Here is a 23,880-nt window from a genome sequence, read left to right as displayed (position 1 = left end):
GTCCGGTGATGGGTGGGACCGGTCAGAGCGCCGGCGCGCTCTCGTCGGCCGCGACCTGCGCCGCCGCCTCGTCCCGCCGGGCGACCAGTGCCGCGTGGGTCGGACCGGCCGGCACGTCGGCCGCGCGTCGGGCGGCGAACTCCCGGCGCAACACCGGCAGTACCTCCTCGCCGAGCAGGTCGAGCTGTTCCAGCACGGTCTTCAGCGGGAGTCCCGCGTGGTCCATCAGGAAGAGCTGACGCTGGTAGTCGCCGAACGAGTCGCGGAAGGTCAGCGTCTTGTCGATGACCTCCTGCGGGCTGCCCACGGTCAGCGGCGTCTGGTCGGTGAACTCCTCCAGCGACGGACCGTGGCCGTACACCGGCGCGTTGTCGAAGTAGGGGCGGAACTCGCGTACCGCGTCCTGCGAGTTCCGGCGCATGAACACCTGGCCGCCGACCCCGACGATGGCCTGCTCGCGCGTACCGTGGCCGTAGTGCTCGAAGCGGTCGCGGTAGAGGTTGATCAGCCGGACGAAGTGGTCGCGGGGCCAGAAGATGTTGTTGGCGAAGAATCCGTCACCGTAGTAGGCGGCCTGTTCGGCGATCTCGGGGCTGCGGATCGAGCCGTGCCACACGAACGGCGGGACGCCGTCCAGCGGTCGCGGGGTCGAGGTGAAGCCCTGGAGCGGGGTCCGGAACCGGCCCTCCCAGTCCACCACGTCGTTGCGCCACAGCTCGTGCAGGAGCGCGTAGTTCTCGATCGCCAGCGGGATGCCCTGGCGGATGTCCTGGCCGAACCACGGGTAGACCGGCCCGGTGTTGCCGCGACCCATCATCAGGTCCACCCGGCCGTCGGCCAGGTGCTGGAGCATCGCGTAGTCCTCGGCGATCTTCACCGGGTCGTTGGTGGTGATCAGCGTGGTGGACGTGGAGAGGATGATCCGCTCGGTCCGGGCGGCGACGTAGCCGAGCAGCGTGGTCGGCGACGAGGGCACGAACGGCGGGTTGTGGTGCTCACCGGTCGCGAACACGTCCAGGCCGACCTCCTCGGCCTTGAGCGCGATCGCCACCATCGCCTTGATCCGCTCGTGCTCGGTGGGCTCCCGGCCGGTGGTGGGGTCGACGGTGACGTCTCCGACGGTGAAGATCCCGAACTGCACGATGACCACTCTCTCAGTAGTTGAACACTCAATCAACTCATGAAAGCAGGATCGGGTCCGAGCTATTCCCGAAGCGCGCACGGGCCTGCGGCCGGATCCGCCACCCCTTCCTCGCTGCTCGCTACTCGCTACTCGCGCAGGATTTGCAGGCTTACCGCCAGTTCGGCCTCGGTCACCCGGGCCGCTGTGGTCGCGTCGCGGGCTCGGATCGCGGCCACCATGGCCGCGTGGGCGTCGGCGCCCGGGTCGGCGGCGGAAGTACGCAGGCCCTGTTCGTCCATGGCCGCCAGCAGGTCGAGCAGGCCCGGGCGCATGGTCACCTGGAAGACGGCGAACAGGTCGGTCAGCACCTCGTTGTGGGCCGCCGCGACGATGCTCGCGTGGAAGGCGATGTCCGCGTCGATGTACGCCTCGTCGTCGCCGAGCGCCGCGGCCCGCGCGGCCAGGCCCGCCTCCAGCGCGGCGAGGTCCTCGTCGGTGCGCCGCTCCGCGGCCAACATCGCGGCCCGTACCTCGATCAGATTGCGTACCTCGTACACCTCGACCGCCGAGGCCCGCCGCAACCGCGCCGGCAGATCCTCGACCGGTTCGGTGGCGATCACGAAGACGCCGGACCCCTGCCGGGACTCGACCAGGCCGGCTCCCGCCAGGGCCCGGATCGCCTCGCGCACGGTCGAGCGGCCGATGCCCAGTTCCGCGCCGAGCGCCACCTCGCCGGGCAACTTGCCGCCCACCGGCCAGCGCCCGGCGGCGATCTGGTCGCGAAGCCGCTCGGCCGCCTGGCCGACCAGCGGGCTGCGGCGCAGGGGGCCGAACGTCATCGCGTCACCATCACGTCTCAGGTTGTCTGACGAATTGCCCGAATCCTAGCCGGGAAGCACGCCCACCCCCTCCCGCTCCCCCGCGCGAGCCCGATTCACCGCCGAGATCGTCGCGCGCACCGAGGCGGCCAGGATCGAGGTGTCGATGCCGACGCCCCACCGGGTGACCCCGTCGACGCGGCACTCCAGGTACGACGCCGCCTGTCGGTCGCCCCCCGCGCCGATCGAGTGCTCGACGTAGTCCAGGATCTCGACCCGGATGCCGGCCGCGCCCAGAGCCGAGGTCAGCGCGGACAGCGGACCGTTGCCGGTGCCGTCCACCGGGCGACGGCCGGCCGCGTCGGTCAGGGTCCCGGTGAACCGGTGCCGCCCGGGTTCGCCCTCCTGCACCCGCCATTCGGTGACCTCGATCGGCGAGTGCCGATCCAGGTACTCGCCCTGGAACAACGCGCCCAGTTCGGCCGCGGTGATCTCCTCGCCGCTGTCGTCGGTGGCCTCCTGGACCACCCGGGAGAACTCGATCCGGAGCCGGCGCGGCAGGTCCAGCCCGTGCGCGCTCTGCATCAGGTAGGCGATGCCGCCCTTGCCGGACTGGCTGTTGACCCGGATCACCGCCTCGTAGTCACGACCCACGTCGGCCGGGTCGATCGGCAGGTACGGCACGTCCCACGGCGCCTGCGCCGCGGTCGAGCCCAGCCGTTCGGCCTGCCGCGCGTGGTGCGCGAAGCCCTTCCCGATCGCGTCCTGGTGGGTGCCGGAAAACGCGGTGTAGACCAGGTCGCCGCCATAGGGGTGTCGCGCGGGTACCTCGATCCGGTTCGCGTACTCGACCGTGCGCCGGATCTCGTCGATGTCGGAGAAGTCGATCATCGGATCCACGCCCTGCGTGTGCAGGTTCAGCGCGAGCGTGACCAGGTCCACGTTGCCGGTGCGCTCGCCGTTGCCGAACAGGCAGCCCTCGATCCGCTGCGCCCCGGCCAGCAACGCCAGTTCGGCGCAGGCGACCCCGGTACCACGATCGTTGTGCGGATGCACGGACAGGATCACCGCGTCCCGGCGGGCCAGATGGCGGTGCATGTACTCGATCTGGTCGGCGTAGACGTTCGGCGTGGCGATCTCGACCGTGGCCGGCAGGTTGTGGATCACCGGTCGATCCGGGCTCGCGTCCCACAACTCGGTGAGGCTGTCGCACACCTCCAGGACGTAGTCGGGTTCGGTCAGGTTGAACACCTCGGGCGAGAACTCGAAGCGGATGTCCGCCCCCGGCCGCGCGTCCGCGCCGCGGGCCACGTCCTTCGCGCCGGCCAGGATCAGGCCGTGCAGCGCGGCCCGGTCGTGCCCGAGCACGACGTCGCGCCAGGTCGGCGCGGTCGCGGTGTACATGTGTACGACGGTGTGCGGCAGGCCCTCGATGGACCGATGGGTGCGTTCGATCAGGTCGGTCCGGGCGGCGGTGAAGACCACGATCGTCACGTCGTCCGGAACCGCGTCGCTCTCGACCAGGTGTCGGACGAAGTCGTAGTCGGCGCGGCTCGCCGACGGGTAGCCGACCTCGATCTCCTTGAAGCCCATCGCCACCTGCAGGTCGAACATCCGCCGCTTGCGCGCCGGGTCCATCGGCTCGGCCAGCGCCTGATTGCCGTCGCGCAGGTCCACCGGGACCCACAGCGGGGCCTGTTCGATCCGCCGGGTCGGCCAGGTGCGTCGGTCGGGGTCGATCTCGACCCGAACCCGCTCGTGCGCCGGGCGGTAGCGGTGATACGGCATCGCGCTCGAACGTTGCCGGTTCCAGTGCGGTCGGCCGTCGGGAATCGGGCCGGCCGGGGTGCGCAGGGTGGGAAAGCCGTCTTCGGTCATGGTGCGGGGTCGTCCTCGCCGTTCGAAGGGGTCGACCGGCAGCACCGAACCCCGCGGCGGGGCGCCGGTCGGCTCAGACCCCGCCGCGGCGACCGAGAAGAAGGACGCGCAGCTTCATGGCGGTGACGCTAGCACAAGTTGTCTGACAACCTGATGTCTTTGGGCGGGAGTGAACGCCGGCGAATGTGCGTGCGGAACGCCGCGAACAAGGCCACGCAAACAAGAAGGAGGCGCCGACCCGGTTACCCGGGGGCGCCTCCCCTGTGCCGACCGCGTGGAGTCGGGACGTTCAGAGGTTGCTCAGCTTCGCGTAGGGACGGCAGATGCGTTCCTGGCGCGATCCGAAATCGACAGTGACCGCGATGTCCTCTTCGACACCGACGATCCGACCGAGTCCGTACTGATCGTGCGTCACTCGTGCACCGAGTTCGAAATCCTCGATGATGGGAGCGACCGGGACATTGAAGGGACTGGTGGGCAGAATGCGCCGGGTCACGGCTGACGTCGTCATCCCCACCAGTATGCGCCTGTCGGGTGACGCGCGGGGCGTTCGGGGGCGGTATAGGCGAAGCCGTAACCGGAAAGTGTCCCCACGATATGGCGGTTCGAATCCCGTATGCGCCCGTCGAACCCGACCGATATGCCCCGCTCGCAACCTCGCCGCAGGTCACGCGGGATCCGGCCACGACCGGGCCGTGCACCGTATGCGCACAACGCCCCGGTAAACCCGATTGAGCCGATCGGGCGACGCCCGAACGGATCGCCGACGCCCGTTGGGGGCACCGCGCGGGGCGGCGCCGAGACGCTCGCGACGGGGTCGCGACCCGCCGCCACGACGCCCCGCGACACCCCGAGCCACCCGGTCCGGCCGCCGCCCGCCGATAGGGTCGCGGCATGAGCGAGAGCACTGCCCCGGTGGACATCGAGCTGGTCAGGCCGCCCGAAATCCTGCTTGCGCACGAGGAGGTACGGGTCTTCCACGGCGGCATCCTGCGGACGCCGGCCGGGCTGTACACCACGATCGGCATGGAGACCTCGGCCCGGCCCGCCGGCCCGCGCCCGCCGGCGCCGCCGCTGTTCGGGCAGTACGGGGTATCGGTGACCCGCTCGGGCGACCGCTTCGCCCGGTCGGCGCTGGCCACGACGTTGTCGGCCGGGCCGATCCGGTTCACCTCCTGTTTGTTCGGCCATGTCCCGGACGGCGATCTCGTGCTGGACGTGGTATTGCCGACCATCCCGCGTCGCCTGGTGTTGCGCTTCGACTCGGAGCGGCACGACGGCACCGGATTGGCACTGGTCGTGCCGCCCGCCATCGTGCGCAACGAGGCGGGCGTGACGTTGTGGCACGCGGGCGTATTGGCCACGGAGGCCGGTCGGCTCACCCACCTGGAGGCGACCTCCGCCGACGATCGCGCGCTGGGCGGCGCCCGCTGGGACGTCGAGCACAAGCCGCTCGCGGTGACCTGGGACGACCCGACGCCGGCCCGCGAGGCGCAGCAGCGGGGGCGGGACTTCGTGAGCACGGACAGTTGGATCGCCGCACCGCACGCGCGCGGCACGTTGTCCTGCGGACCGCTGGACGTGACGCGGGAGTTCTGACCGAGGGCGATCCGCCGGCGGGCGGCGGGCGGGCCGGCGCCGCGCCGGGTCCGGGCCGGGGTCCGGCGACGTGTGACCGCCCGGCCTGGAGGTCCGAGCGGCCGGTTTGCCGCGCAGCCGGTCCGCGGTGACGTCGGTGTCGTCGCCACAGAAGCTCCATCGGGCCGACCGGGCCGGTTCGGTGCGCTTTGCCAATCCTTGGCTTTACGGGCGTATAGCCACGAGCTATGTTTACAGCCGTAAGCACACATGCGTTAATCAGGGGGTACCGCGTGAGCAGCCAAGAATCCCGATCACCCGATGCCGGCTCCGCCGACGTTTCGGAGGCCGCCGGCCACCCGCGTCGGTGGGCCGCGCTGCTCGTGCTCAGTTCGACGCTGGTCGCGGTGACGCTCGACAACTCGGTGCTCAACACCGCGCTGCCCTCGTTGGCGAAGGGGCTGGACGCGTCGACGTCGGATCTGCAATGGATCACCGACGCCTACACGCTGGTCTTCGCCGCCCTGCTGCTCCTGGCCGGCAGCCTGGGCGCCCGGTTCGGCGCCCGGCGCGCGCTGCTCGGCGGTCTCGCGTTGTTCGGCGCCGGATCGGCGATCGCGGCGCTGTCCTCGACCGCGGCCGAACTGATCGCCTGGCGGGCGGTGATGGGCCTGGGCGCGGCGTTCGTGATGCCCGCGACGCTGGCCATCATCATCCGGATGTTCCCGCCGGTGGAACGCCCCAAGGCGTTCGCCGTCTGGTCCGCCGCGGCCGGCGTGGGGGTGCTGATCGGCCCGGTCACCGGTGGCGCGCTGCTGATGCACTTCTCCTGGTCCAGCGCGTTCTGGATCAACGTGCCTCTCGTGCTCGCCGCGCTCGTCGGCATCCTGCGCATCGTGCCGAGCGTCCCGCGCCAGGGCACCACCCGACTCGACCTGCCCGCCGCCGTGTTGTCCGTCGTCGGCCTGGGCGCGCTGGTCGACGCGATCATCGAGGCGCCCGAGCGCGGCTGGACCGCGCCGCTCACCCTCGTCGAGGCGGGCGTATTCGTGCTGTGCACCGCCGCGTTCGTGGCCTGGGAACTGCGCCGCGACGAACCGATGGTGCAGGTACGGCTGTTCGCCAACCGGGGCTTCGTGCTCGCCGCCGCGACGCTGGCGGTGACCTTCTTCGCGCTTTTCGGCACACTGTTCGTGCTGTCCCAGTACTTCCAGCTCGTACACGGATACAGCCCGCTGAAGGCGGGCCTGTCCGCGATGCCGTTCGCGGTGGCGATGGCCACGATGTCCGGCCTGTCGCCGGTGGTCACCGCCCGGCTGGGCATTCGCGGCACGCTCACCGGCGGACTCGGCGCGATCGCGATCGGCCTGTCGGTGCTCGGCCTGACCACCGACGCCGACACCCCGTTCGTCGTACTGGCCGCGGAGATGGCCCTGGTCGGGGCCGGCATGGGCATGATGATGGCCCCGGCGAGCATGGAGATCACCGCGTCGGTGCCGGCCCGGTTCTCGGCGATGGCGGGTGCACTCAACAGCGTGGTCCGCGAACTCGGCGGCGTGCTGGGCATCGCGGTGGTCGGCACGCTGGTCTCCACGCACTACCGGTCCGAGATGGCCGACCTGCACCCGACCGGCCCGGCCTCGGTGGCCGAACGCGACCTGCCCAGCGCGCACGCCGTTGCCGCGCACCTGTCCCCCGAGGACGGCCACCGGCTCACCTCGGCCGCCGACCACGCCTTCACCACGGCGATGAACAACGGCGCCCTGGTGGCGGCGGCGGTCGCCGCGATCGGCGCGATCGTGGTCGCCTTCGGCCTCCCGCGCCGCACGGTCAGCACCTCGGTGGCCACCGGGCGGCCCACCGAATCGACCGACGCCCGGGCGGTGCCCGCCGCCTGACGGAGCGTCATCCCGGCACCCGGCGACCGGCCCGAGCCGGTCGCCGGGCATCCGTCGTCGGGCGGCCCGTCGGCGACACACCGGAGGAGGCACCATGCCCGCGAGCGCCGCCGGCCCGCCTCGTACGCTGGCCGGCATGGACGACGATCACGGACCCACCCGCCGACGCAATCGCCGCGGCCAGGGAGCGAGGTTGCGGGACGACATCCTGGCCGCGGCAACCGCCCTCATCGAACGCGACGGACACGCGGGCGATGTGACGCTGCGCCGGATCGCACGCGAGGCCGAGATCACCGCGCCGTCGATCTACGCGCACTTCAACGACCTGAACGACATCCTCGACACCGTGCTCAACGGCTACTTCGACGAGTTGCACGCCACCATCGTGGCGGCCTCCGCCGCGGACGCCGAACCGAATGGGGCGCTGCTCAAGGGCTGTCGGGCCTACGCCCGGTTCGCGATGGACCGCCCCGGCCGCTACCGCGCGCTGTTCCTGCGGATGCCCCCGCAGGTCGTCGACCCGGCGGCTCCGCCGTTGCCGCCGCCCAGTCGCCGGGAGGTCTTCCAGACCCTGGTCGACGCGGTGGCGAACACCTCGTCGGCCGACCGCCCGACGGGGACGGACCCGTTCGAGGACGCGTTGGCCGTGTGGGCGGCAATGCACGGCGCGATCCTGCTGCGGATGACGACGCCCGGCTTCGGCTGGCCGCCGCTCAACGATTTCATCGACACGCTGGTCACCCGGACGGCGCGGCTCACCTGAGCGACCCGGCACAGGTCGGCACCGGCAGCCGGTATGTCCGCTCTTGTGGGCGTTACCCGATGCGGGCGTGCCATCCCGGGCTCGGACGTGGAAGGGTGTCCCCACGGATCGCATCCAGTTCGAGAGCAGGAACGCACCATGGCTGACGAGACACCCGCGAACGAGACACCCGAGGAGACGGTCGTCGAGGCCACCGAGCCGGAGACGCCCGAGGACGAGACCAAGCGCAAGTTCCGCGAGGCGCTCGCCCGCAAGCGCGGCACCAAGACCGACGGCACCGGCGACGGTCCGGGCGGCGACGGGTCCAAGATCCACGGTGCGCACGGGCCCGCCGCGCAGCAGCGCTCGTTCCGTCGCAAGAGCGGCTGAATCGGACCACCCCGCACGCCGATTCGAGTCACCGAATCGGACCAGCGAGGGACTGCCTTCGCCGGGTTACCGAGCAGTAGGATCGCCGGATCGCGAGATCTCGTGGCATGCCTCCTGCCCGCCCGGCGAAGGGTCCCCCGTGTTCGACTACGACGTTCTGGTCATCGGTTCGGGTTTCGGCGGTTCGGTCGCCGCGTTGCGGCTGACCGAGAAGGGCTACCGGGTCGGCGTACTCGAAGCCGGTCGCCGGTTCGCCGATGCCGACTTCCCCAAAACCTCGTGGCAGTTGCGCGACTTCCTGTGGGCGCCGGCCCTGGGTCTGACCGGCATCCAGCGCATCCACGTGCTCAAGGACGTGGTGGTGCTGGCCGGCGCGGGTGTGGGCGGCGGTTCGCTGAACTACGCGAACACGCTGTACGAGCCGCCGCAACCCTTCTTCGACGACCCGCAGTGGGCCCGCATCACCGACTGGCACGCCGAACTCGCGCCGTACTACGCCCAGGCCGAACGCATGCTGGGCGTAGTGACGAACCCGCACATGACGCCCGCCGACGAGCACATGAAGGCCGTCGCCGAGGAAATGGGCGCGGGCGACACCTTCCGTCTCGCGCCGGTCGGCGTGTTGTTCCCCGAGGAGGGACAGTCGCCCGGCGAGGAGGTGGCCGACCCGTTCTTCGGCGGAGCCGGGCCGCGCCGGACCACGTGTACCGAATGTGGTTCGTGCATGACCGGTTGCCGGGTCGGCGCGAAGAACACGCTGCTCAAGAACTACCTGTACCTGGCCGAACGGGCGGGCGCCCAGGTGCACGCGGAGCGTACGGTGCGCCGGGTCCGCCCGCTGGGCGCGGGCCGGCACCCGGACGGGTCCACCGGCGGCTATGCGGTGGAGACCGTCCACACCGGGCCCGCGACGGCGCCGCGCGCGCCCCGCACCTGGACCGCCGAGCAGGTGGTGTTCGCCGCCGGCACGCTGGGCACCCAGCGGTTGCTGCACCGGATGGCAGCCGAGGGTACGCTGCCGCACCTGTCCGGCACGCTCGGCCGGTTGACCCGGACCAACTCCGAGGCGCTGGTCGGCGCGGTCGCCCCGACCACCGGGGTGGTCGACGCCACGCGCGGAGTGGCCATCACCTCCTCGTGGCACCCGGACGCGGACACCCACATCGAACCGGTTCGCTACGGCAAGGGCTCCAACGCGATGGGGCTGTTGCAGACCCTGCTCACCGACGGGGACCGGCCCCGGGTGCGCCAATTCCTGCGCGAGTCGTGGCAACACCCGTCCCGGTTGCGGCTGATGAACGTGCGCAACTGGTCCGAGCGGGCGATCATCGCGCTGGTCATGCAGTCCCGGGACAACTCGCTGACGGTGTATCGCCGACGCGGCCTGTTCGGCCGGACCCGGATCACCACCCGACAGGGCCACGGCGAGCCCAACCCGAACTGGATCCCGGCCGGCCACGAGGCGGTCCGACGGATCGCCCGACGACTGGGCGGGGTGGCCGGCGGCACCTGGGGCGATCTGGCCAACGTGCCGATGACCGCGCACATTCTGGGCGGTTGCGTGATCGGCGACTCGGCCGCGACCGGGGTGGTCGACCCGTACCAGCGCGTGTACGGGCATCCGGGACTGCATGTCCTGGACGGTGCGGCGGTCAGCGCGAACCTGGGCGTCAACCCGTCCCTGACCATCACCGCCCAGGCGGAGCGTGCGACGGCGCTGTGGCCCAACCGCGGCGAGGCCGATCCCCGGCCGGAGTTGGGCTCGGCCTATCGGCGGATCGCCCGCACCGCACCGGTGGCGCCGGCGGTCCCGGCGGACGCGCCGGGGGCGTTGCGACTGCCGATCGTGGAGGTGCGGTCGGGACCGCGGTCGGCACAGGACTGACGGCGGGCGCGGCGGCGGCTCGGCTCGTGTAGTCCCTAGCCACGTGCCGCTCGGGCGTCGGCCGCCCATTGCTTCGCGTGCCAGGTGTCCGCGATCTGGGCGGCGCGGTCGAAGTGTGCGCGGGCTTCCCTCTCCCGGCCCAGGAAGCGGGCCAGTTCGCCCAGGTCGTGGGCCGGTGGCCGGATCGCCAGGGACAACCCCGCGCACGCGGGTGCGGCGTCGCGCAGCGGGAGCAGGGTCGGGTAGAGCGCGGTGGCCTCCTCGTGTTCGCCCAACGCCACCACCACCGCCGCGCGGAAGACCGACATCGGGGTGTGGAAGAAGTCGCGGCGGATCGGCTCGATCACCGCCCGGATCGCCCGCGCCTGCTCGATCCGACCGTCGGCGGCCACCGCGAGGGCGCACAGGTCGGCCACGAACGGCCCGAAGTCGGCCAGGATCCCCGGTGCCTGTGGCGCGAGTTCGCGGATCCGGCCGCGGCCGAGCAGGATCGTGGCGAGGGCGAGCCGGCGCAGACCGTACGCGTGCAGCGAACCCTGCGCGATCATCGGCTCGGTGGCCCGGAGGTAGTACTCCTCGGCCTCGTCGTGGCGGCCGTCGATGTGCGCGAGAGTGGCGAGCGCGCAGCCGCCGACGCCGATCGCCTCCGGCATCCGGTAGCTTTCCGCGATCGCCGTGCTCTCCTCGACCAACCGGCGCGCGACGGCCGGATCGTTCTGGTCGGCCGCGGCGATGGCCTGGTTGTACCGACTGTACCAGCGATACTCCGGCAGGTCGAACGCATCGGCGATCCGGGCCAGTTCGGCGGCGGCCTCGGCCCGGGCCGGCGCGTCCGGCAGGCTGTCCAGGTTGCCGGTGAGCGTGGTCAGGGCGAGTGCGTGCAGGTCGGGATCGCCCAGGTCGGCGGCGAGCGCGACGGCCTCCTCGGCCATCGCCCTGGGCCTCGGCTCGATGTCCTCCCCCATCAGCTCGCCGGCGTAGCCGTTCAACAACCGGCATCGGGTCCGCGGGTCGAGGTCGGTGCGCGCGATCAGCCGGCGCAACACCGCCAGCACACCCAGGTCCAGGCTTCCGTACGGCCGGCTCTGCCACGGCGTGGGCACCGTCCACGCGGTGAACGCGGCGATCGTCAGGTCGTCGCGGTGCATCGACTCGGCGGCCTCGAAGGCGCGTTGCCGGGTCGACCGGGCCGCCCCGACGTCGCCGGCCCGGACCTGGGCGCGCAGCAGCCGGCCGAACAGGTCGGCCCGCCGCCCGTCCCGGTCGCCGGCGGTGTCGGCGGGAATCCGGTCCAGGCATTCCAGCGCCCGGCCGAGCAGCTCGACGGCCGTGTCGTGGGCGAACCGGCGCTCGGCCAACTCGGCTGCGGCCACGCACACTTCGACGGCCCGGGCGGCGGTGGCGGCGGTGGCCGCGTGGCCGTAGTGGTAGGCCAGCGCCGAGACGTCGCCGCTGCCGAGCCGTTCCAGGGCGGCGGCGATGCGGCCGTGCATCCGGGTGCGGCGCAGCCCGCTCAGGTCCGCGACCATCGTGTCGCGGACCAGCGCGTGGACGAACCGCACTCGCCCGGGGGTCGGTTCGGTGAGCAGCCCGGCGATCAGGCCGGCGTCCAACGCGTCCAGCACGCCGCCCTCCTCGACCTCGGCCGCGTGCACCAGCACGTCCACGTCGACCTCGCGGCCCGCCACCGAGGCCAACCGCAGTACCGCGACGGCGGGTTCGGGCAGCCGGGCCAGCCGTCGGCGCAGCACGTCGCGGACCCCCTCGGGCACGTCGGAGAGCGCGACCAGGGCCCCTTCGCTGTCCAGCAGGCGGGCGCTCTCCCGCACGTAGAACGGATTGCCGCCGGTGCGTTCGGCCAACGCGGTGATCGTCGCGGGGTCGACGGGCGTCTGGGACACGGCGTCCACGACCCGGGCCACGGCGGCCTCCGGCAGGCCGGGCAGCGCCAGTCGGACCGGCGATCGGCGGGCCAGTCCGGCCAGGGTCTCGGTGAGCCGGCCGGCCACCTCGTCGGGACGGTAGGCGGCGACCACGAACAGCGGCGCGCCGGCGGCCTCGCCGTCGGCCGCGGCGGCGAGCAGGGCCAGCGTTTCGGCGTCGGCGCGGTGCAGGTCGTCCAGCAGGATGGCCAGCGGCCGACGCCGGGCGCCGGCGGCCAGCCAGGACCAGACCGCGCGGTGCAGCCGGAACCGGCCCGCCGCGGTGTCCTGCCCGGGCCCCTCCGCCGGGTCGTCGCCCAGCAGCGGCGCGAGGGCGGCGGCCGACTCGGCCGGCGGCGGCACGATCTCGGCGATCGCCCGCAGCGCCTCCACCCACGCCCACGCGGGCGGTGCGCCGTCGACCTCGGGACACCGTCCGGTGGCCACGAGCAGCCCGGCCCGCTCCAGTTCGCCGGCGAGTCGGCTCAGCAGCGCGGATTTGCCCAGTCCGGCCTCCCCGGTCACCAGCGCGACCCGCAGGCCGGCCGCTCCGACCCGGCCGGCCGCGCCCAGCAGCGCGGCGAGTTCGTCGTCCCGTCCGACGAACAGGTCGGCGGGGCCGCCGGGTCGGGGGTGGGTGTCGGCGTCGGGGACCGCGCCGAAGGCCGGCGCCGCGGTCGGGTGCGCCGGACTCGCGGGCACCGCGTCGCGGTCGGTACGGGCAGCGGGCCGGTCGGCGTCGGCGCGACCGGTCGTCGGCCGGCCGGCCGCCCCGGCGGTTGCCTCGTCCCGATCGCCCGCCGCAGCCCGGTCGGCGACGCCGGTCGCCGACCGGAGTACGTCCATGCGGCGACCCAGGATCGCCGCCTCGACCTCGGCGAGGGCGGGCCCCGGGTCCAGGCCGACGTCGGCCGCCAGGACCGCGCGGGCCCGGCGCAGCGTGGCCAGCGCGTCCGCTTGTCGGTTGTCCGCCCACAGCGCCAGGGCGTGCAGACGCCAACCCTCCTCGCGCAACGGCGCCTCGTGGGTGAGCCGTTCGGCGTCCGCAGCCGCGCCCGCCGCGGCGCCCGAGCGCAGGCCGGCGGCGATGTGCAGTTCGCGTGCGCTCAGTTGCAGTTCGCTCAACCGGGCGGCCTCGGCGAGGGCCCACGGCTCGTCCGAGGCGGCCGCGAACGCCGGGCCGCGCCACAACGCGAGCGCCGCCTCGACCAGGGTGCGCGCCTGGGCCGGGTCGGTCTCGGCCCGCTCCCGCGCGGCGCGGAGCAGGTGCTCGAAGCGCCACGCGTCCACCGCGTCGTCCGGCAGGCGCAGGGCGTAGCCGGGTGCCGCGCTGACCAGGATCGTGGCCGGGGCCCGTCGCGGTCGACCCGGTTCGAGCAGGCGACGCAGGTTGGACACGTACGCCTGGAGGGAGGTGACGGCCTGGGCGGGTGGTTCGCCGCGCCACAGGTCCTCGATCATCCGGTCGATCGACACGACCCGCCCGCGCGCGGCCACCAGGAGCGCGAGCACGGCGCGCTGGCGCGGACCACCCAGTGGCACGGTCGCATCGTCCACGTCGGCCTCGAACGGGCCGAGCACACGCAGGTAGACCATCCATCCCCCTATCCGGTTCGAGCGGCTCGGCCGGCGGCGAGCCGCTCGCCGGACAACCCCGTCGGGCGGCTCCATGTTCCTTCCAGGATTCCTCCAAGACGCCCGGACCAGGCTATGAGCATGCCCGGCGACACCACGCCGAGGGCCCACCGAAGGGATCACCCGCCATGACCGCCTCGTCCTCCTCGCCCGTCTCCCCCGCCTCGGCCGGCTTCGACACCCGGGACATGGTGATCGTCCACCGCGGGCTGCGCCGCGAATCGCGGCTGCTGATCGAGTTGGTCGCCGCCGTCGAGCCGGGCGACACCGCCCGGGCCAAGGTACTCGCCGACCACTTCGACCTGTACCGGTTGGGCCTGCACGGGCACCACACCGGCGAGGACGAGTTGTTGTGGCCGCCGCTGCTGGCGCGGGTCGACCTGGAGGCCGATCTGGTGCTGCGGATGGAGGCCCAGCACGAGCGGGTGGCCGGTTCGCTGACCACCGCCGGGGAACTGCTCGCGGCGTGGGCGGCGAACGCCGGGGGCAACGAGCGGGACGCGCTGGTCGCGGCGCTGGTCGAGCACCGCGCGGCGCTGATCGAGCACCTCGACGAGGAGGAGGCCGAACTGCTTCCGCTGGCTCAGCGGCTGCTCACCGCGCAGGAGTGGCACGCGATGGGCGAGCACTTCGTGGAGACCACGCCCAAGCCGCAGATCCTGCTTCTGCTGGGGGTGGTGCTGGAAGACGCCCACCCGGCCGAGCGGGCCACGATGCTCGGTGGGCTGCCGCTCCCGGCCCGGCTGCTCTGGCACCTGGTCGGGCGCCCGATGTACGCCCGCATGGTCCGCCGGGTCCGGGGCTGAACGCATCGACTCCCGGTGCCCGTGCGCCTGTCCGCCCGCGGCCGGATCCGCGCCCCCGCGACGCGCACGCACCGCCGGGTCCGGCGCGATCCGGGGGTCCGGACCCGACTCGACCGAGGCGACGCCGGTCTCGGCGACCCGGAGCCGGCCCGCACCCACCGCACGCGGCCCACTCCCATCGACGCGCCGGTGGCGCACATTCGGCCCCGCGCGCCGACCCGAAAGTGTCGTCGATTGGGTTGGATGGCCTCATGAGCACCGCACTTGCCGTTCATCCCGCCCTGTCCCACCCCGAGTTGCTGGCCGAACCGGTGGCCCGTGCCCTGGCCGGTTGGCCGGCCGGGGCCGCCGATCCGGTCGAGGTCGCCGCGATCGATCCCGAACTGGCCGACACCGCCGCGTTCTGCGCCCGCTACGACGTGGCCCCGGCCGACGGCGCGAACTGCGTGGTGATCGCCGCCAAGCGCGGCGGCACGGTCACCTACGCGGCGTGTCTGGTCACCGCCACCACCAGGGCGGACGTGAACGGCCTGGTCCGCCGGCACCTCGACGCCCGCAAGGCGTCGTTCGCGCCGGTGGACGTGGTGCTCGCGGCGACCGGGATGCAGTACGGCGGGATCACCCCGATCGGGCTGCCCGCGGACTGGCCGATCCTGATCGACGCCGCCGTCGCCGCGCACCCGCGCATCGTGGTCGGTTCCGGGATTCGCGGCTCCAAGCTGTGGGTACCCGGCCGCCTGCTGGCCGAGCTCCCGGGCGCGCGGGTGCTGCCCGGCCTCGGCGTCCCCCTGGCCTGATTCCCGGTCCTCCCGCCCGTGCCGATCCGGTCCGGGCGGGAGGACCACGCCGTCAGCAGTGGTGCGTGAACAACTGCAATCCCACGCCCGAGGGCACCGGAACGGGCATCTCCTCGATCGGCGGGTGGATCGTGCGACCCGCCTTGATCGTCTCCTCGATGGTGATCCTCGCGATCGCCTCACCCGGTACGGTCACCGGATTCGCGCTCAGGATCACCAGGTCGGCCAGCTTGCCCACCTCGATGCTGCCCTTGTCGGCCTCCTCGCCGTACTGGTAGGCCGCGTTGATGGTGATCGACCGCACCGCGTCCGCCCCCGACACGCACTGATGTTTGCCCAGGACCATGCCCTTGCGGGTCCTGCGGGTGACCTGGCCGGACAGGATCGCGATCGAACTCGGCCGGGCCACCGGCGCGTCGTGGTGCGACGTGTAGACCATGCCGCGGGCCAGGGCCCATTGCGCGGGCGAGATGTCGACGGCGCGCTCCTCCCCGAGCACCGTCTCGTAGTACCAGTCGCCCCAGTAGAACGTGTGCATCGAGAAGAACGACGGGATGATGCCCAGCCGGCGAAACTCCTCGATCTGGTCCTCGCCCGCCGTCTGACAGTGGATGCCGGTCGTGCGCCGATCGGCCGGCCGCGCCTCCCGGGTGGCGATCCGCACGCAGCGGATCAACTGGGCGATCGCCTCGTCGCCGTTGACGTGGGCGATCACCTGCCAGCCGTGCGCGAAGCCGGCCCGGACCTGGTCGAGGGCGACCTCCTCCTCCAGGGTCGGGTAGCCGCAGTAGTCGTCGTCCAGGCCCTCCGGCGGCGTCAGGTACGGCTCGCGCAGCCAGGCCGTCCGGCCCTGCGGAGAGCCGTCCAGGTTGAGTTTGATCCCGGCCGCCCGCAGACCGTTCAGGTAGTCCGGGCTCGCCTCGACCAGATGCGGCGCCTCGATCGCCTCGGCCGCCTTGACGTAGACCACGACGTCCAGGGGCAATGGCGCGACCGCCGCGAGGGCCCGCAGGTCGCCCAGCACCGCCAACTCCGCGGCGCCCTCCTGCACCGTGGTGAAGCCGTAACTCGCCGCCGCCTGCAGACCCTTGGCCAGGAACCGGGCCCGGTCCTGTTCGGCAATGCCGATGATCGCGTGACCGGAGGCGGGGAAGAACGCGGTCTCCTCCAGCACCCCGTTCGGTTCGCCGAACGGCAGTACCGACTCGTCGCCGCGCCGGATCACCCCGCCCTTGGGGTTCTTCGTCGCGGCGCTGTACTCCAGGAGTTCCAGCCCCTTGCTGTTCACCGCGCCCAGGTGGAACGACTGGTGGATGGCCAGCACCGGTCGCTCCGTGGAGACCCGGTCCAGGTCCTCCCGGGTCGGGTGTTGCCCGCCGGCCAGCAGCGCGTCGTCGTAGCCGAAGCCGACGATCCACGCCGATCGCCGGCCGACCTCGCCGTCCGCGAACTCGCGCAACTTGCGCACGATCGCCTCGACGTCCCCGACGTCGCCGTCCGGCTCGCCGAGCAGGTCGGCGATCGTCTCCTGGAGTCCGGTGCCGACCACGTGGCCGTGCGGATCGATGAAGCCCGGCAACAACGCCCGGCCGGCCAGGTCGTACAACCGGGTCTCGGGCCCGCGCCAGTGTTCCAGCGCCCGGTCCAGGTCGCCGACGAAGACGATCCGGCCGTCCTTGACGGCGACCGCCTCGGGCCGCGCACCCGGCTCCGCCCCGACCGCCTCGGGGCCGGGCCCACCCGCCACCGTCTCGATTTCGCCGCCGTGGAAAATCACGTCGGCCGCGCCGGGCTCGGCTCCCGGGCCCGCTTGTGCGCCCGTCTCCGGCGCGAATCCCTCCGACATCACCGCTCACCCCGTCCTTCGTTGTATCGACGCCCGTGTCGCTATGCAGTCTGTCGGCGACGGACCGTTACATCGAAGGTGATATTCGGACATCCTGTGTCGGTCGGGCCGACCGGGGGACGAATCAGGCCCACGCGTCGGCGGGCCACTCGGCCGAGCTCAACCGGCATGGCCGGCCGACGGCTACCCGGCCGACGTATCCGAGACCATCAGGTCCAGCACGCCCGGCAGCCCCCCGGCCACGAATGCCGCCCGCTGCCGATCGGCCCCCGTCCCCTGCCGGATCAGCCGATCCACCAGGGCGAACACCCGCGTGGTGTCCCCGAAGCGATCCAACACGGGGGTGACGTGCGCGAGCATCTCGTGGACCAGGTCGCCCGCCTCGACCCGACGGGCCGTGCCCGCCGGCCCCACCGGCCCGAACAGATCCCCCTCCAGCCCGTCCCTGGCCGCCAACCAGCAGGCCGCACGCAGCAGTTCCGGGTCGGGTGCGGCGTACGGCGCCTTCTCGCCGTGCTGTTGCAGCGCGGTGACCACCAGTGCCCGGATCAGCCCGGCCAGCATCACCGCGTCGTCCGCCCGCAACTGCACATCCGGACAGCGGATCTCGATGGTGGGGAATCGTTCGGACAGTCGCACCTGCCAGTACACCTGACCTCGGTCGAGCATCACTCCCACCGCCAGCAGCGCGTCCACCCTGCGTTCGTACTCCTCCAAGTCGACGAACACCGGTGGTTGACCCTCGACCGGCCAGCGCGCGTAATGGATCGTGCGCCAACTCGCGAACCCGGTGTCCACCCCCTGCCAGAGCGGCGAGTTGGCACCCATCGCGACCAACAGCGGCAACCACGGCCGGATCCGGTTGACGACCTGCACACCCGTCTCCCGATCCGGCACCGCCACGTGCACGTGCATCCCGTGGATGAGTTGCACGTCGGCCAATCGCCGGGCGTTCTCGGCGATCGCGAGGTAGCGCGGATGTTCGCTGATCTCCATCGGCTTCCCGTCGCCCGCGGGCGTGGTCCCGCAGGCGACCAGCCGGCAGCCGACCCGTTCGGCCGCCGCCGACAGTTCGCGTCGCATCCGGTACAGGTGCCGGCCTATCTCGTCGAGCGAGGAACACACCGGAGTGGCCACCTCCAACTGGGCCTTCAGCAGTTCGGGCTGCACGTCGCCGACGCCGTACCCGGGCCGTAAGCTCACCTCGGCCCGGACCCGCTCGGCCGCCGGCACCGGCAGTCCGCTGACCGGGTCCACGAGCAGGTACTCCTCCTCGACACCCAGGGTGGTCTTCACCGAACCGTCCTTTCGAGCGGGCGAACCCGCCGGGCAGGGCCTCCACTCGGACCCGACCCGTCCGCAGCCGGTATGCGCCACGACCGCGCCCGGTTGCTCATCGGCTCCGGGAACACCCCGGCACCCCACCGGGTTCGGCATCGCGACGCAGTACGTACTCGACCAAGATCCGGACAGGCCGTACTACTTGGGAGGACTCGCTCGGTTGTACCCGTATCCACCGCAGGTCGACACGTCGACCCGGGGTCGCGTCCGAGTCGGGCGAGTCCGCTTCGGGGCGGGCGTCCCCGATGTCCGGGCGTTGTGATGAGGTGGAACCCGCAAGTGGAACGGGCGAGTACGGGGGCACGTGATGTCACGGGTGCAGGTCGCGAACAAGGCTCTCCTGGTCGGGCTGCTGTTCGAGGGAGCCGCCGTCGGCGACCTGGGCCGAGTCCGCCGGCGGATCGGCGACGACGTGATCGCCGCCCTCCTGGGCGACCGGAAACTCTCGCCCGCCCTGCGGGCGTTGGCGGCACACGATCCCGACCCGTGGGTCCGCCGCCGGCTCGCGCACAACGGGACGGTGCTCACGCCGACCGACCTGGCCGCGCTGTTGGAGCAACCGGACCCGGTGGTCGACCGGATCGTGCACACGCATCCCGAGGCGACCACCTGGATGCGTCGGGTCGTACTCGCCCCCGGGCGCCACACCGGGACGCCGCACCCGTTGAGCGCGCTGCACGAGGAGTTGCTCGCCCGGTCCGCCGAGGATCCGCCGGCCCGCGGACCGGCCGCCGCGGTGGTCGCCGAACGACCGGAACTGGTCGCACACGCGCTGCGGGTGTGCGCCGGCACCCTGACCGCCGCCGAGGAACTGCGCGGCCTGCTGTCCCTGAGCCGACACGGCGGCACCCACCTGCTGCCCGAGGCGCTGCGCCACGTGCGCCCCGAGGTGGCCGCGCTGCTCGACCGCCCGGGCGAGCCGGCCGGGGCACACCGGGCCGCGGCCGACGCGCTCGCCGTCGCGGTGGCCGAGGCCGAGGGCCCCGCCGGACTGATCGCCGAACTGCGCGCCGGATTCCATCCCTCGACCTGGCGCCGGGAGATCGACTGGGCCGCGCTGCGGGTCGAGCAGGGGCGCGAGCCGCTGCCGGAGGCCGCCGCCGCGCTGCTGGCCGCCGACCCGGACTGCCCCGAGGACCTGCTGGTCGCGCTCTACACCGCGCATCCGACGACGGTGGGCCCGGTGGCCCGGCCGACGCTCGCGGTGTTGCGGGCGGCGATCGGCACGCCCAAGCACCCCGCACTGGCCCGGATCGCCGCGCTCGCCCGCGAGTTGGCCGAACCCGCCGACCCGGCCCGGGTGTTGACCGAGGTGACCCCCGCCCGGACCGCGGTCGCCACGTTGGTCGAACTGCCGGAGTGCCCCGAACTGCGCGCGTTGCTGCACCGACACCTGGGCCGCCACGCCGACCGCTGGAACACCCTGCGGGCCGTGCTGCCCCGGCACCGCGACGCGCTGCCGACCCTGCTGGCGGGCATCGAGGCGGGCACCGTGACCGCGCCGCCGGAGCAGGCCGGCGGTCCCCCGCCGACCCTGACCAAGCCGTTCCGCCACCTGCTCGTCTGCGCCGACCCGGACGACCTGCGCGAGTTGTTGCCCGAGTTGCCCGACACCCTGGTGCGCGACCTGCTCTCCAGCGGCTCGCTTCCCCCGCACGTGCACGAGGCGGCGATCACCTCGACCGACCCGCGTGCGTGGCAGGCGCTGGCCGGCAATGTCGGTCTGGACATCCGCGAACTCGCCCGCCTGGTCGCCAAGCAGGTCCCGGCGGTGGACGCCGCCGCCTATCTCGGCATGCGCGCGACCCCGTCGCTGCGCCGCGTCATCGCCCGACGCGCACCGCTGGACCCGGGCCTGCGCAGCGAGTTGCTCGCGCACGGCGACCGGCGCACGCTGCTGCCGCTGGTGGCCGGCGGCGAACCGGAACTGGCCGCGCGGGCGCTGGCGTTCGGTTGCCGCAAGATCGCCCAGCAGTACGCCTACATCAAGGTGTGGGAGCGGCACGGCCCGGACGGCGTGCGCACCCTCCTGGACCGGAGCGGGGCCGACACCGCGGCGCAGATCCGCAAGCGGGTGGAGGCCGCCCTCAAGGCCGAGGACGGCCTGGCCGACCTGCGTGCGAGCGGCGAACCCTACGACGACCCGGCCACGTTGCCGCACCGTCTGCAGACCCGGACCAGTCGCACCACCGTGCGCGACCTGGTGCACGAGCCGTACGCCCACGACTTCCCGCTGCTGATGGCGGCCAACCGGGCGGAACCGTTCGCCTTCGAGGCGATCGACGACCTGATCCGGCACGAGGACGCCACCGACGAGGATCGGGCCCGGTTGTGCCTGATGCTGGTCAACGCCCAGCGCACCTACGCACGCCGGACGATCGACACCCCGCCGCCGGAGTGGCTGCGCGCCGAGCCGTTCGGCCGGGACGAAGCCTGGGTGAACGCGGCGGTGGAGAACGACCTGCTCGATCCGGTGCAACTGATCGACGTGGCCCATCCGGCGCAGGCCGTGGTCCAGTCCGCGCATTCGATGAACCCGGAGACCGTGCTGGCCCCGATGCGGGCCCGGCTGGCCGAGCTGACCCGGGAGCATCTCGCGGGCCACACCGAGGCGTTGGCCGTCGCGGTCGGTCTGGTCGACGGCTTCACCGGGTCGCTCGCCGAGTTGGTGGTGCTGGCCGGCCAGGTGGCGGGTCCGCGTCCCGACGCCGATGAGCTGGCCCGCGCGGACGCCGCGACGCTGGAGGCCGCGCGGCGCGAGGCGGCGGAGAGCGCGAGCAGCGAACCGGCGGCGGCCGAGCCGACGATCCGGCGCGCCCGGGTCGGCCGCGCCGCCGAGCCCGATCGTTCGTCCTGGCTGGTGGCGGTGCAGGTACTGCGCACCCTGGCCTCGGGGCCCGATCCGCAGGGCGTTCCGGTGCCGGACGATCCGGACGTGCTCGCGGCGCTGGCGTCGGTGCGGATCGCCGACACGCCGGGCTACGAGTTCCCCGGTTGGCTCTACCAGGCGTGTTTCGACAGTGCTTCGGTGCGGCCGCGTGCGGCGTTGGGGCGCCGGGTGTTCGACGAGTCGGTGGCCAACGACCTGATCGACCTCGGCGAGCCCGAGGTGTTGGCGGCGATGGCCGAGAACAAGGACCTGGAGGAGCCGACCCGGGATCGGCTCGCCTCGATCCTGGCCGGCACGCCCGCAGAACGCCCGGAGCAGTACCCGATGTCGGACACCTGGCCGGGCCCGGCCCGGCCGGATTCGTACCTGCGCTGGATCCGCGAGTACTACGACGAGCAGCGTGGCGGTGGCGATTTCCTGGCCGAGAGCGCCTATCGGCACGGCTTCGTCGGGCCGCTCGACCTGCTCGGCGTGCTGCCCGCACTGGCGTTGACCCCGCTGCCCAGGAAGTGGCGCTCGCGGATCGTGGCGGATCCGCTGCACCGGGCGATCGAGGTGTCGGTGGCCGAGCGGCTGGGCGTGGACCCGGCCCGGTGGTCGGCCGCGCTGCTCGCCATGGGTACGGCCGGCGACCGCGCGTTGCCGGAACTCCTGGACGCGGCGGTGGAGTCGGCGGCGGTCGGCGGCGCGGGCGTCGGCGATTGGCGGCGGCTCCGGTCGCCGATCGTCGTCGAGTTCGAGGCGGCGTACGCGAACACTTGGCGGATTCGGCGCGGTTGGCGGTGGCCGGCCGGCGATCTGCTGCTGCGCGCGTCGCCCGAGGCGCTCGCGGTGCTGCTGCCGCTCCTGGGCACGCACGCCTACCCCACTCTGTGGGCGTATGCGCGCCACGTCGAGTACGCGTCGAGCGCGTTGGACGAATACGCGTTCCTGACCGGCGATCGGGACGCGTTGCGGATCCTGGCGGCCCGGCGTCGCGACGCCGAGGTCCGGGCCCGGCTGTTGCGGCTGGACGATCCGGAGTTGAACGCGGATCTGTACGGGACGCCGTCGGCGCGCGAGCACGTCGCGGTGCGCCGCGCGGTGTTGTCCCGGGTGCCGCAGGGTCGGCCCGCCGCCGGACCGGCGGATCTGCTCGCGCTGGACCCGGTGTTGCGCGAGCGGTTGTCGGCCGACCGTCGGGCCACCGCTTCGGTGCTGCCGGCGCTGCGGATCAAGGTCGAGGCGGCCGATCCGGAGCTGATCGAGCACGCACTGCGCCAGTTGGGCAAGAAGGCGTCGCTGCTGGACCGACTGCTGGGCCTGCGCGGCCTGTTGCGCCACGGCGGCGCGGATCGGATCGGCGACCTGGTCGAGCAGGGCGTGTTGGGCGCGACCGCCGGTCGGGTGGTGGTCAAGGCACTCGCGACGGCCGATCCGGACGCGGCGCTCACCGAGCGGATCGACCGTGAGCGGTCCGGCGAGAAGCTGGTGACCAAGCTGCGCAGGTGCTTCGATGGCACCGATGCCGGCGAAGTGCTCGACCTGCCGTATCTGCGCGACTGGGCCCTGATCGTGGCCGAGCACGAGCGGGAGCCGTTCCCGGCCGAGGTGGTGAACCGTCTCGTCCTCCAGCCGGATTCGCCCGCACGGCTGCTCGAACTGGGGCCGGTGTACTACCGGGTGGCCCGCACGGCGGCGACCCTGGACGCGGCGCACGCGCGCGCCTCGGTGGCCTTCGGGAACAGTGTCCTGGGCGACGCCGCGTGGTACACCCACCTGGACCACCTGGTCTCGGCCGGCCTGTTGACCGGCCACGACCTGGTACACCTCGCCCGCGGCGCCGGCTCGCTGCTGCGCTGGATCGCCGAGGCCACCCGGCGCATCGGGGTCGACCCCGCCATCCACGCCGCCGCGACCGAGGCGCACACGGAGATCGCCGCCCTGCTCAAGACCCACCTGGACCCCGACCCGACCCGGTGGCACCGAGTTTTCGCCGCCCTCGCCGGCTGCGACCCCACCTGGCTCCCGGAATCCCCCGGCTCCACCATCGAGGCCCTGCTGACCCGCTGACCCCACCCGACCGAGCGGCCCCGATCGGCACACCGCGTTCGCGGGGTTTGCCCCGGGGTGAATCGCGGCGGAACCGGCGTTCCCCCGGGCGCCTCCGTGCTCTGGGCCGCTCCCCCGTCCCACCGGGCGACCCTCGTCGACCGGTTCGTTCCGACAACACGCGGGCACCGAACGTAGCGGATCGGGCGACCGTCCACCACCGAGGTCGGCGCGCCGACGGCTTCGGTGGTGGGCGGACCGGGCGGCGTTGGGCCGTTCGGGGGGTCGGGTGTGTAGCGG

At 72.9% G+C, this 23,880-nt stretch carries 15 protein-coding genes; 8 read left to right on the top strand and 7 right to left on the bottom strand.

Annotation, left to right across the window (positions count from 1 at the left end):
- Positions 1-22 precede the first annotated feature (22 nt).
- From ACH4U8_RS25350 to ACH4U8_RS25335, 4 genes are all read right to left on the bottom strand, one after another.
- Positions 23-1,141, bottom strand: coding sequence for an LLM class flavin-dependent oxidoreductase (locus ACH4U8_RS25350; protein WP_395780362.1), 1,119 nt, complete (start codon positions 1,139-1,141; stop codon positions 23-25).
- A 128-nt stretch (positions 1,142-1,269) separates the two neighbouring features.
- Positions 1,270-1,962: a FadR/GntR family transcriptional regulator gene (locus ACH4U8_RS25345; RefSeq protein ID WP_395780360.1), complete on the bottom strand. Its 693-nt coding sequence runs from the start codon at positions 1,960-1,962 to the stop codon at positions 1,270-1,272.
- A 45-nt stretch (positions 1,963-2,007) separates the two neighbouring features.
- Positions 2,008-3,819, bottom strand: coding sequence for a 2-isopropylmalate synthase (leuA, locus tag ACH4U8_RS25340; RefSeq protein ID WP_395780358.1), 1,812 nt, complete (start codon positions 3,817-3,819; stop codon positions 2,008-2,010).
- Positions 3,820-4,108: 289 nt separating this feature from the next.
- Complete coding sequence (locus ACH4U8_RS25335) at positions 4,109-4,330, bottom strand: hypothetical protein (protein WP_026218929.1); 222 nt, start codon at positions 4,328-4,330, stop codon at positions 4,109-4,111.
- A gap of 383 nt (positions 4,331-4,713) precedes the next feature.
- On the opposite strand from ACH4U8_RS25335, the gene ACH4U8_RS25330 reads away from it, so the two are divergent.
- The 5 genes from ACH4U8_RS25330 to ACH4U8_RS25310 all read left to right on the top strand — a co-directional run bounded on the left by ACH4U8_RS25330 (position 4,714) and on the right by ACH4U8_RS25310 (position 10,312).
- On the top strand, positions 4,714-5,418 hold the full coding sequence (locus ACH4U8_RS25330; RefSeq protein WP_395780356.1) for a hypothetical protein: 705 nt from the start codon (positions 4,714-4,716) through the stop codon (positions 5,416-5,418).
- A gap of 272 nt (positions 5,419-5,690) precedes the next feature.
- On the top strand, positions 5,691-7,295 hold the full coding sequence (locus ACH4U8_RS25325) for a DHA2 family efflux MFS transporter permease subunit (protein WP_395780354.1): 1,605 nt from the start codon (positions 5,691-5,693) through the stop codon (positions 7,293-7,295).
- A 94-nt stretch (positions 7,296-7,389) separates the two neighbouring features.
- On the top strand, positions 7,390-8,058 hold the full coding sequence (locus ACH4U8_RS25320) for a TetR/AcrR family transcriptional regulator (protein WP_395780352.1): 669 nt from the start codon (positions 7,390-7,392) through the stop codon (positions 8,056-8,058).
- Between the two features lie 138 nt (positions 8,059-8,196).
- Complete coding sequence (locus ACH4U8_RS25315; protein WP_355547702.1) at positions 8,197-8,427, top strand: DUF5302 domain-containing protein; 231 nt, start codon at positions 8,197-8,199, stop codon at positions 8,425-8,427.
- Positions 8,428-8,566: 139 nt separating this feature from the next.
- Entirely contained in the window at positions 8,567-10,312 is a 1,746-nt protein-coding gene (locus ACH4U8_RS25310) for a GMC oxidoreductase (RefSeq protein WP_395780350.1), read from the top strand.
- Positions 10,313-10,347: 35 nt separating this feature from the next.
- Here ACH4U8_RS25310 and ACH4U8_RS25305 read toward each other — a convergent pair whose 3' ends face one another.
- Entirely contained in the window at positions 10,348-13,830 is a 3,483-nt protein-coding gene (locus ACH4U8_RS25305; protein WP_395780348.1) for a BTAD domain-containing putative transcriptional regulator, read from the bottom strand.
- A 167-nt stretch (positions 13,831-13,997) separates the two neighbouring features.
- Between ACH4U8_RS25305 and ACH4U8_RS25300 the strand changes: the two genes are divergently transcribed.
- Together ACH4U8_RS25300 and ACH4U8_RS25295 are read left to right on the top strand one after the other, a co-directional pair.
- A complete protein-coding gene (locus ACH4U8_RS25300; protein WP_395780346.1) occupies positions 13,998-14,675 on the top strand; it encodes a hemerythrin domain-containing protein in 678 nt (225 codons plus the stop codon).
- Between the two features lie 251 nt (positions 14,676-14,926).
- A complete protein-coding gene (locus tag ACH4U8_RS25295; RefSeq protein WP_360313351.1) occupies positions 14,927-15,472 on the top strand; it encodes a YbaK/EbsC family protein in 546 nt (181 codons plus the stop codon).
- Between the two features lie 52 nt (positions 15,473-15,524).
- On the opposite strand, the gene ACH4U8_RS25290 is transcribed toward ACH4U8_RS25295, so the two are convergent.
- Complete coding sequence (locus ACH4U8_RS25290) at positions 15,525-17,318, bottom strand: amidohydrolase (RefSeq protein WP_395780344.1); 1,794 nt, start codon at positions 17,316-17,318, stop codon at positions 15,525-15,527.
- 183 nt (positions 17,319-17,501) lie between these two features.
- Entirely contained in the window at positions 17,502-18,614 is a 1,113-nt protein-coding gene (locus ACH4U8_RS25285; RefSeq protein ID WP_360313355.1) for a glutamate--cysteine ligase, read from the bottom strand.
- A gap of 352 nt (positions 18,615-18,966) precedes the next feature.
- Here ACH4U8_RS25285 and ACH4U8_RS25280 point away from each other — a divergent pair, with 352 nt between their 5' ends.
- Positions 18,967-23,601, top strand: coding sequence for a hypothetical protein (locus ACH4U8_RS25280; RefSeq protein WP_395780342.1), 4,635 nt, complete (start codon positions 18,967-18,969; stop codon positions 23,599-23,601).
- Positions 23,602-23,880 lie beyond the last annotated feature (279 nt).

It is taken from the genome of Embleya sp. NPDC020886 (genome assembly GCF_044333915.1).
Taxonomy (GTDB): domain Bacteria; phylum Actinomycetota; class Actinomycetes; order Streptomycetales; family Streptomycetaceae; genus Embleya.
The sequence above is the reverse complement of the archived record's forward strand: the minus strand, read 5'-3'. Positions and strand labels throughout refer to the sequence as shown.

Coding starts and splice junctions, on each gene's coding strand:
- ACH4U8_RS25345 (WP_395780360.1), bottom strand. CDS start 1,962: ATGACGTTCGGCCCCCTGCGCCGCAGCCCGCTGGTCGGCCAGGCGGCC.
- leuA (WP_395780358.1), bottom strand. CDS start 3,819: ATGACCGAAGACGGCTTTCCCACCCTGCGCACCCCGGCCGGCCCGATT.
- ACH4U8_RS25335 (WP_026218929.1), bottom strand. CDS start 4,330: ATGACGACGTCAGCCGTGACCCGGCGCATTCTGCCCACCAGTCCCTTC.
- ACH4U8_RS25330 (WP_395780356.1), top strand. CDS start 4,714: ATGAGCGAGAGCACTGCCCCGGTGGACATCGAGCTGGTCAGGCCGCCC.
- ACH4U8_RS25320 (WP_395780352.1), top strand. CDS start 7,390: ATGCCCGCGAGCGCCGCCGGCCCGCCTCGTACGCTGGCCGGCATGGAC.
- ACH4U8_RS25315 (WP_355547702.1), top strand. CDS start 8,197: ATGGCTGACGAGACACCCGCGAACGAGACACCCGAGGAGACGGTCGTC.
- ACH4U8_RS25305 (WP_395780348.1), bottom strand. CDS start 13,830: ATGGTCTACCTGCGTGTGCTCGGCCCGTTCGAGGCCGACGTGGACGAT.
- ACH4U8_RS25300 (WP_395780346.1), top strand. CDS start 13,998: ATGACCGCCTCGTCCTCCTCGCCCGTCTCCCCCGCCTCGGCCGGCTTC.
- ACH4U8_RS25295 (WP_360313351.1), top strand. CDS start 14,927: ATGAGCACCGCACTTGCCGTTCATCCCGCCCTGTCCCACCCCGAGTTG.
- ACH4U8_RS25290 (WP_395780344.1), bottom strand. CDS start 17,318: ATGTCGGAGGGATTCGCGCCGGAGACGGGCGCACAAGCGGGCCCGGGA.
- ACH4U8_RS25280 (WP_395780342.1), top strand. CDS start 18,967: ATGTCACGGGTGCAGGTCGCGAACAAGGCTCTCCTGGTCGGGCTGCTG.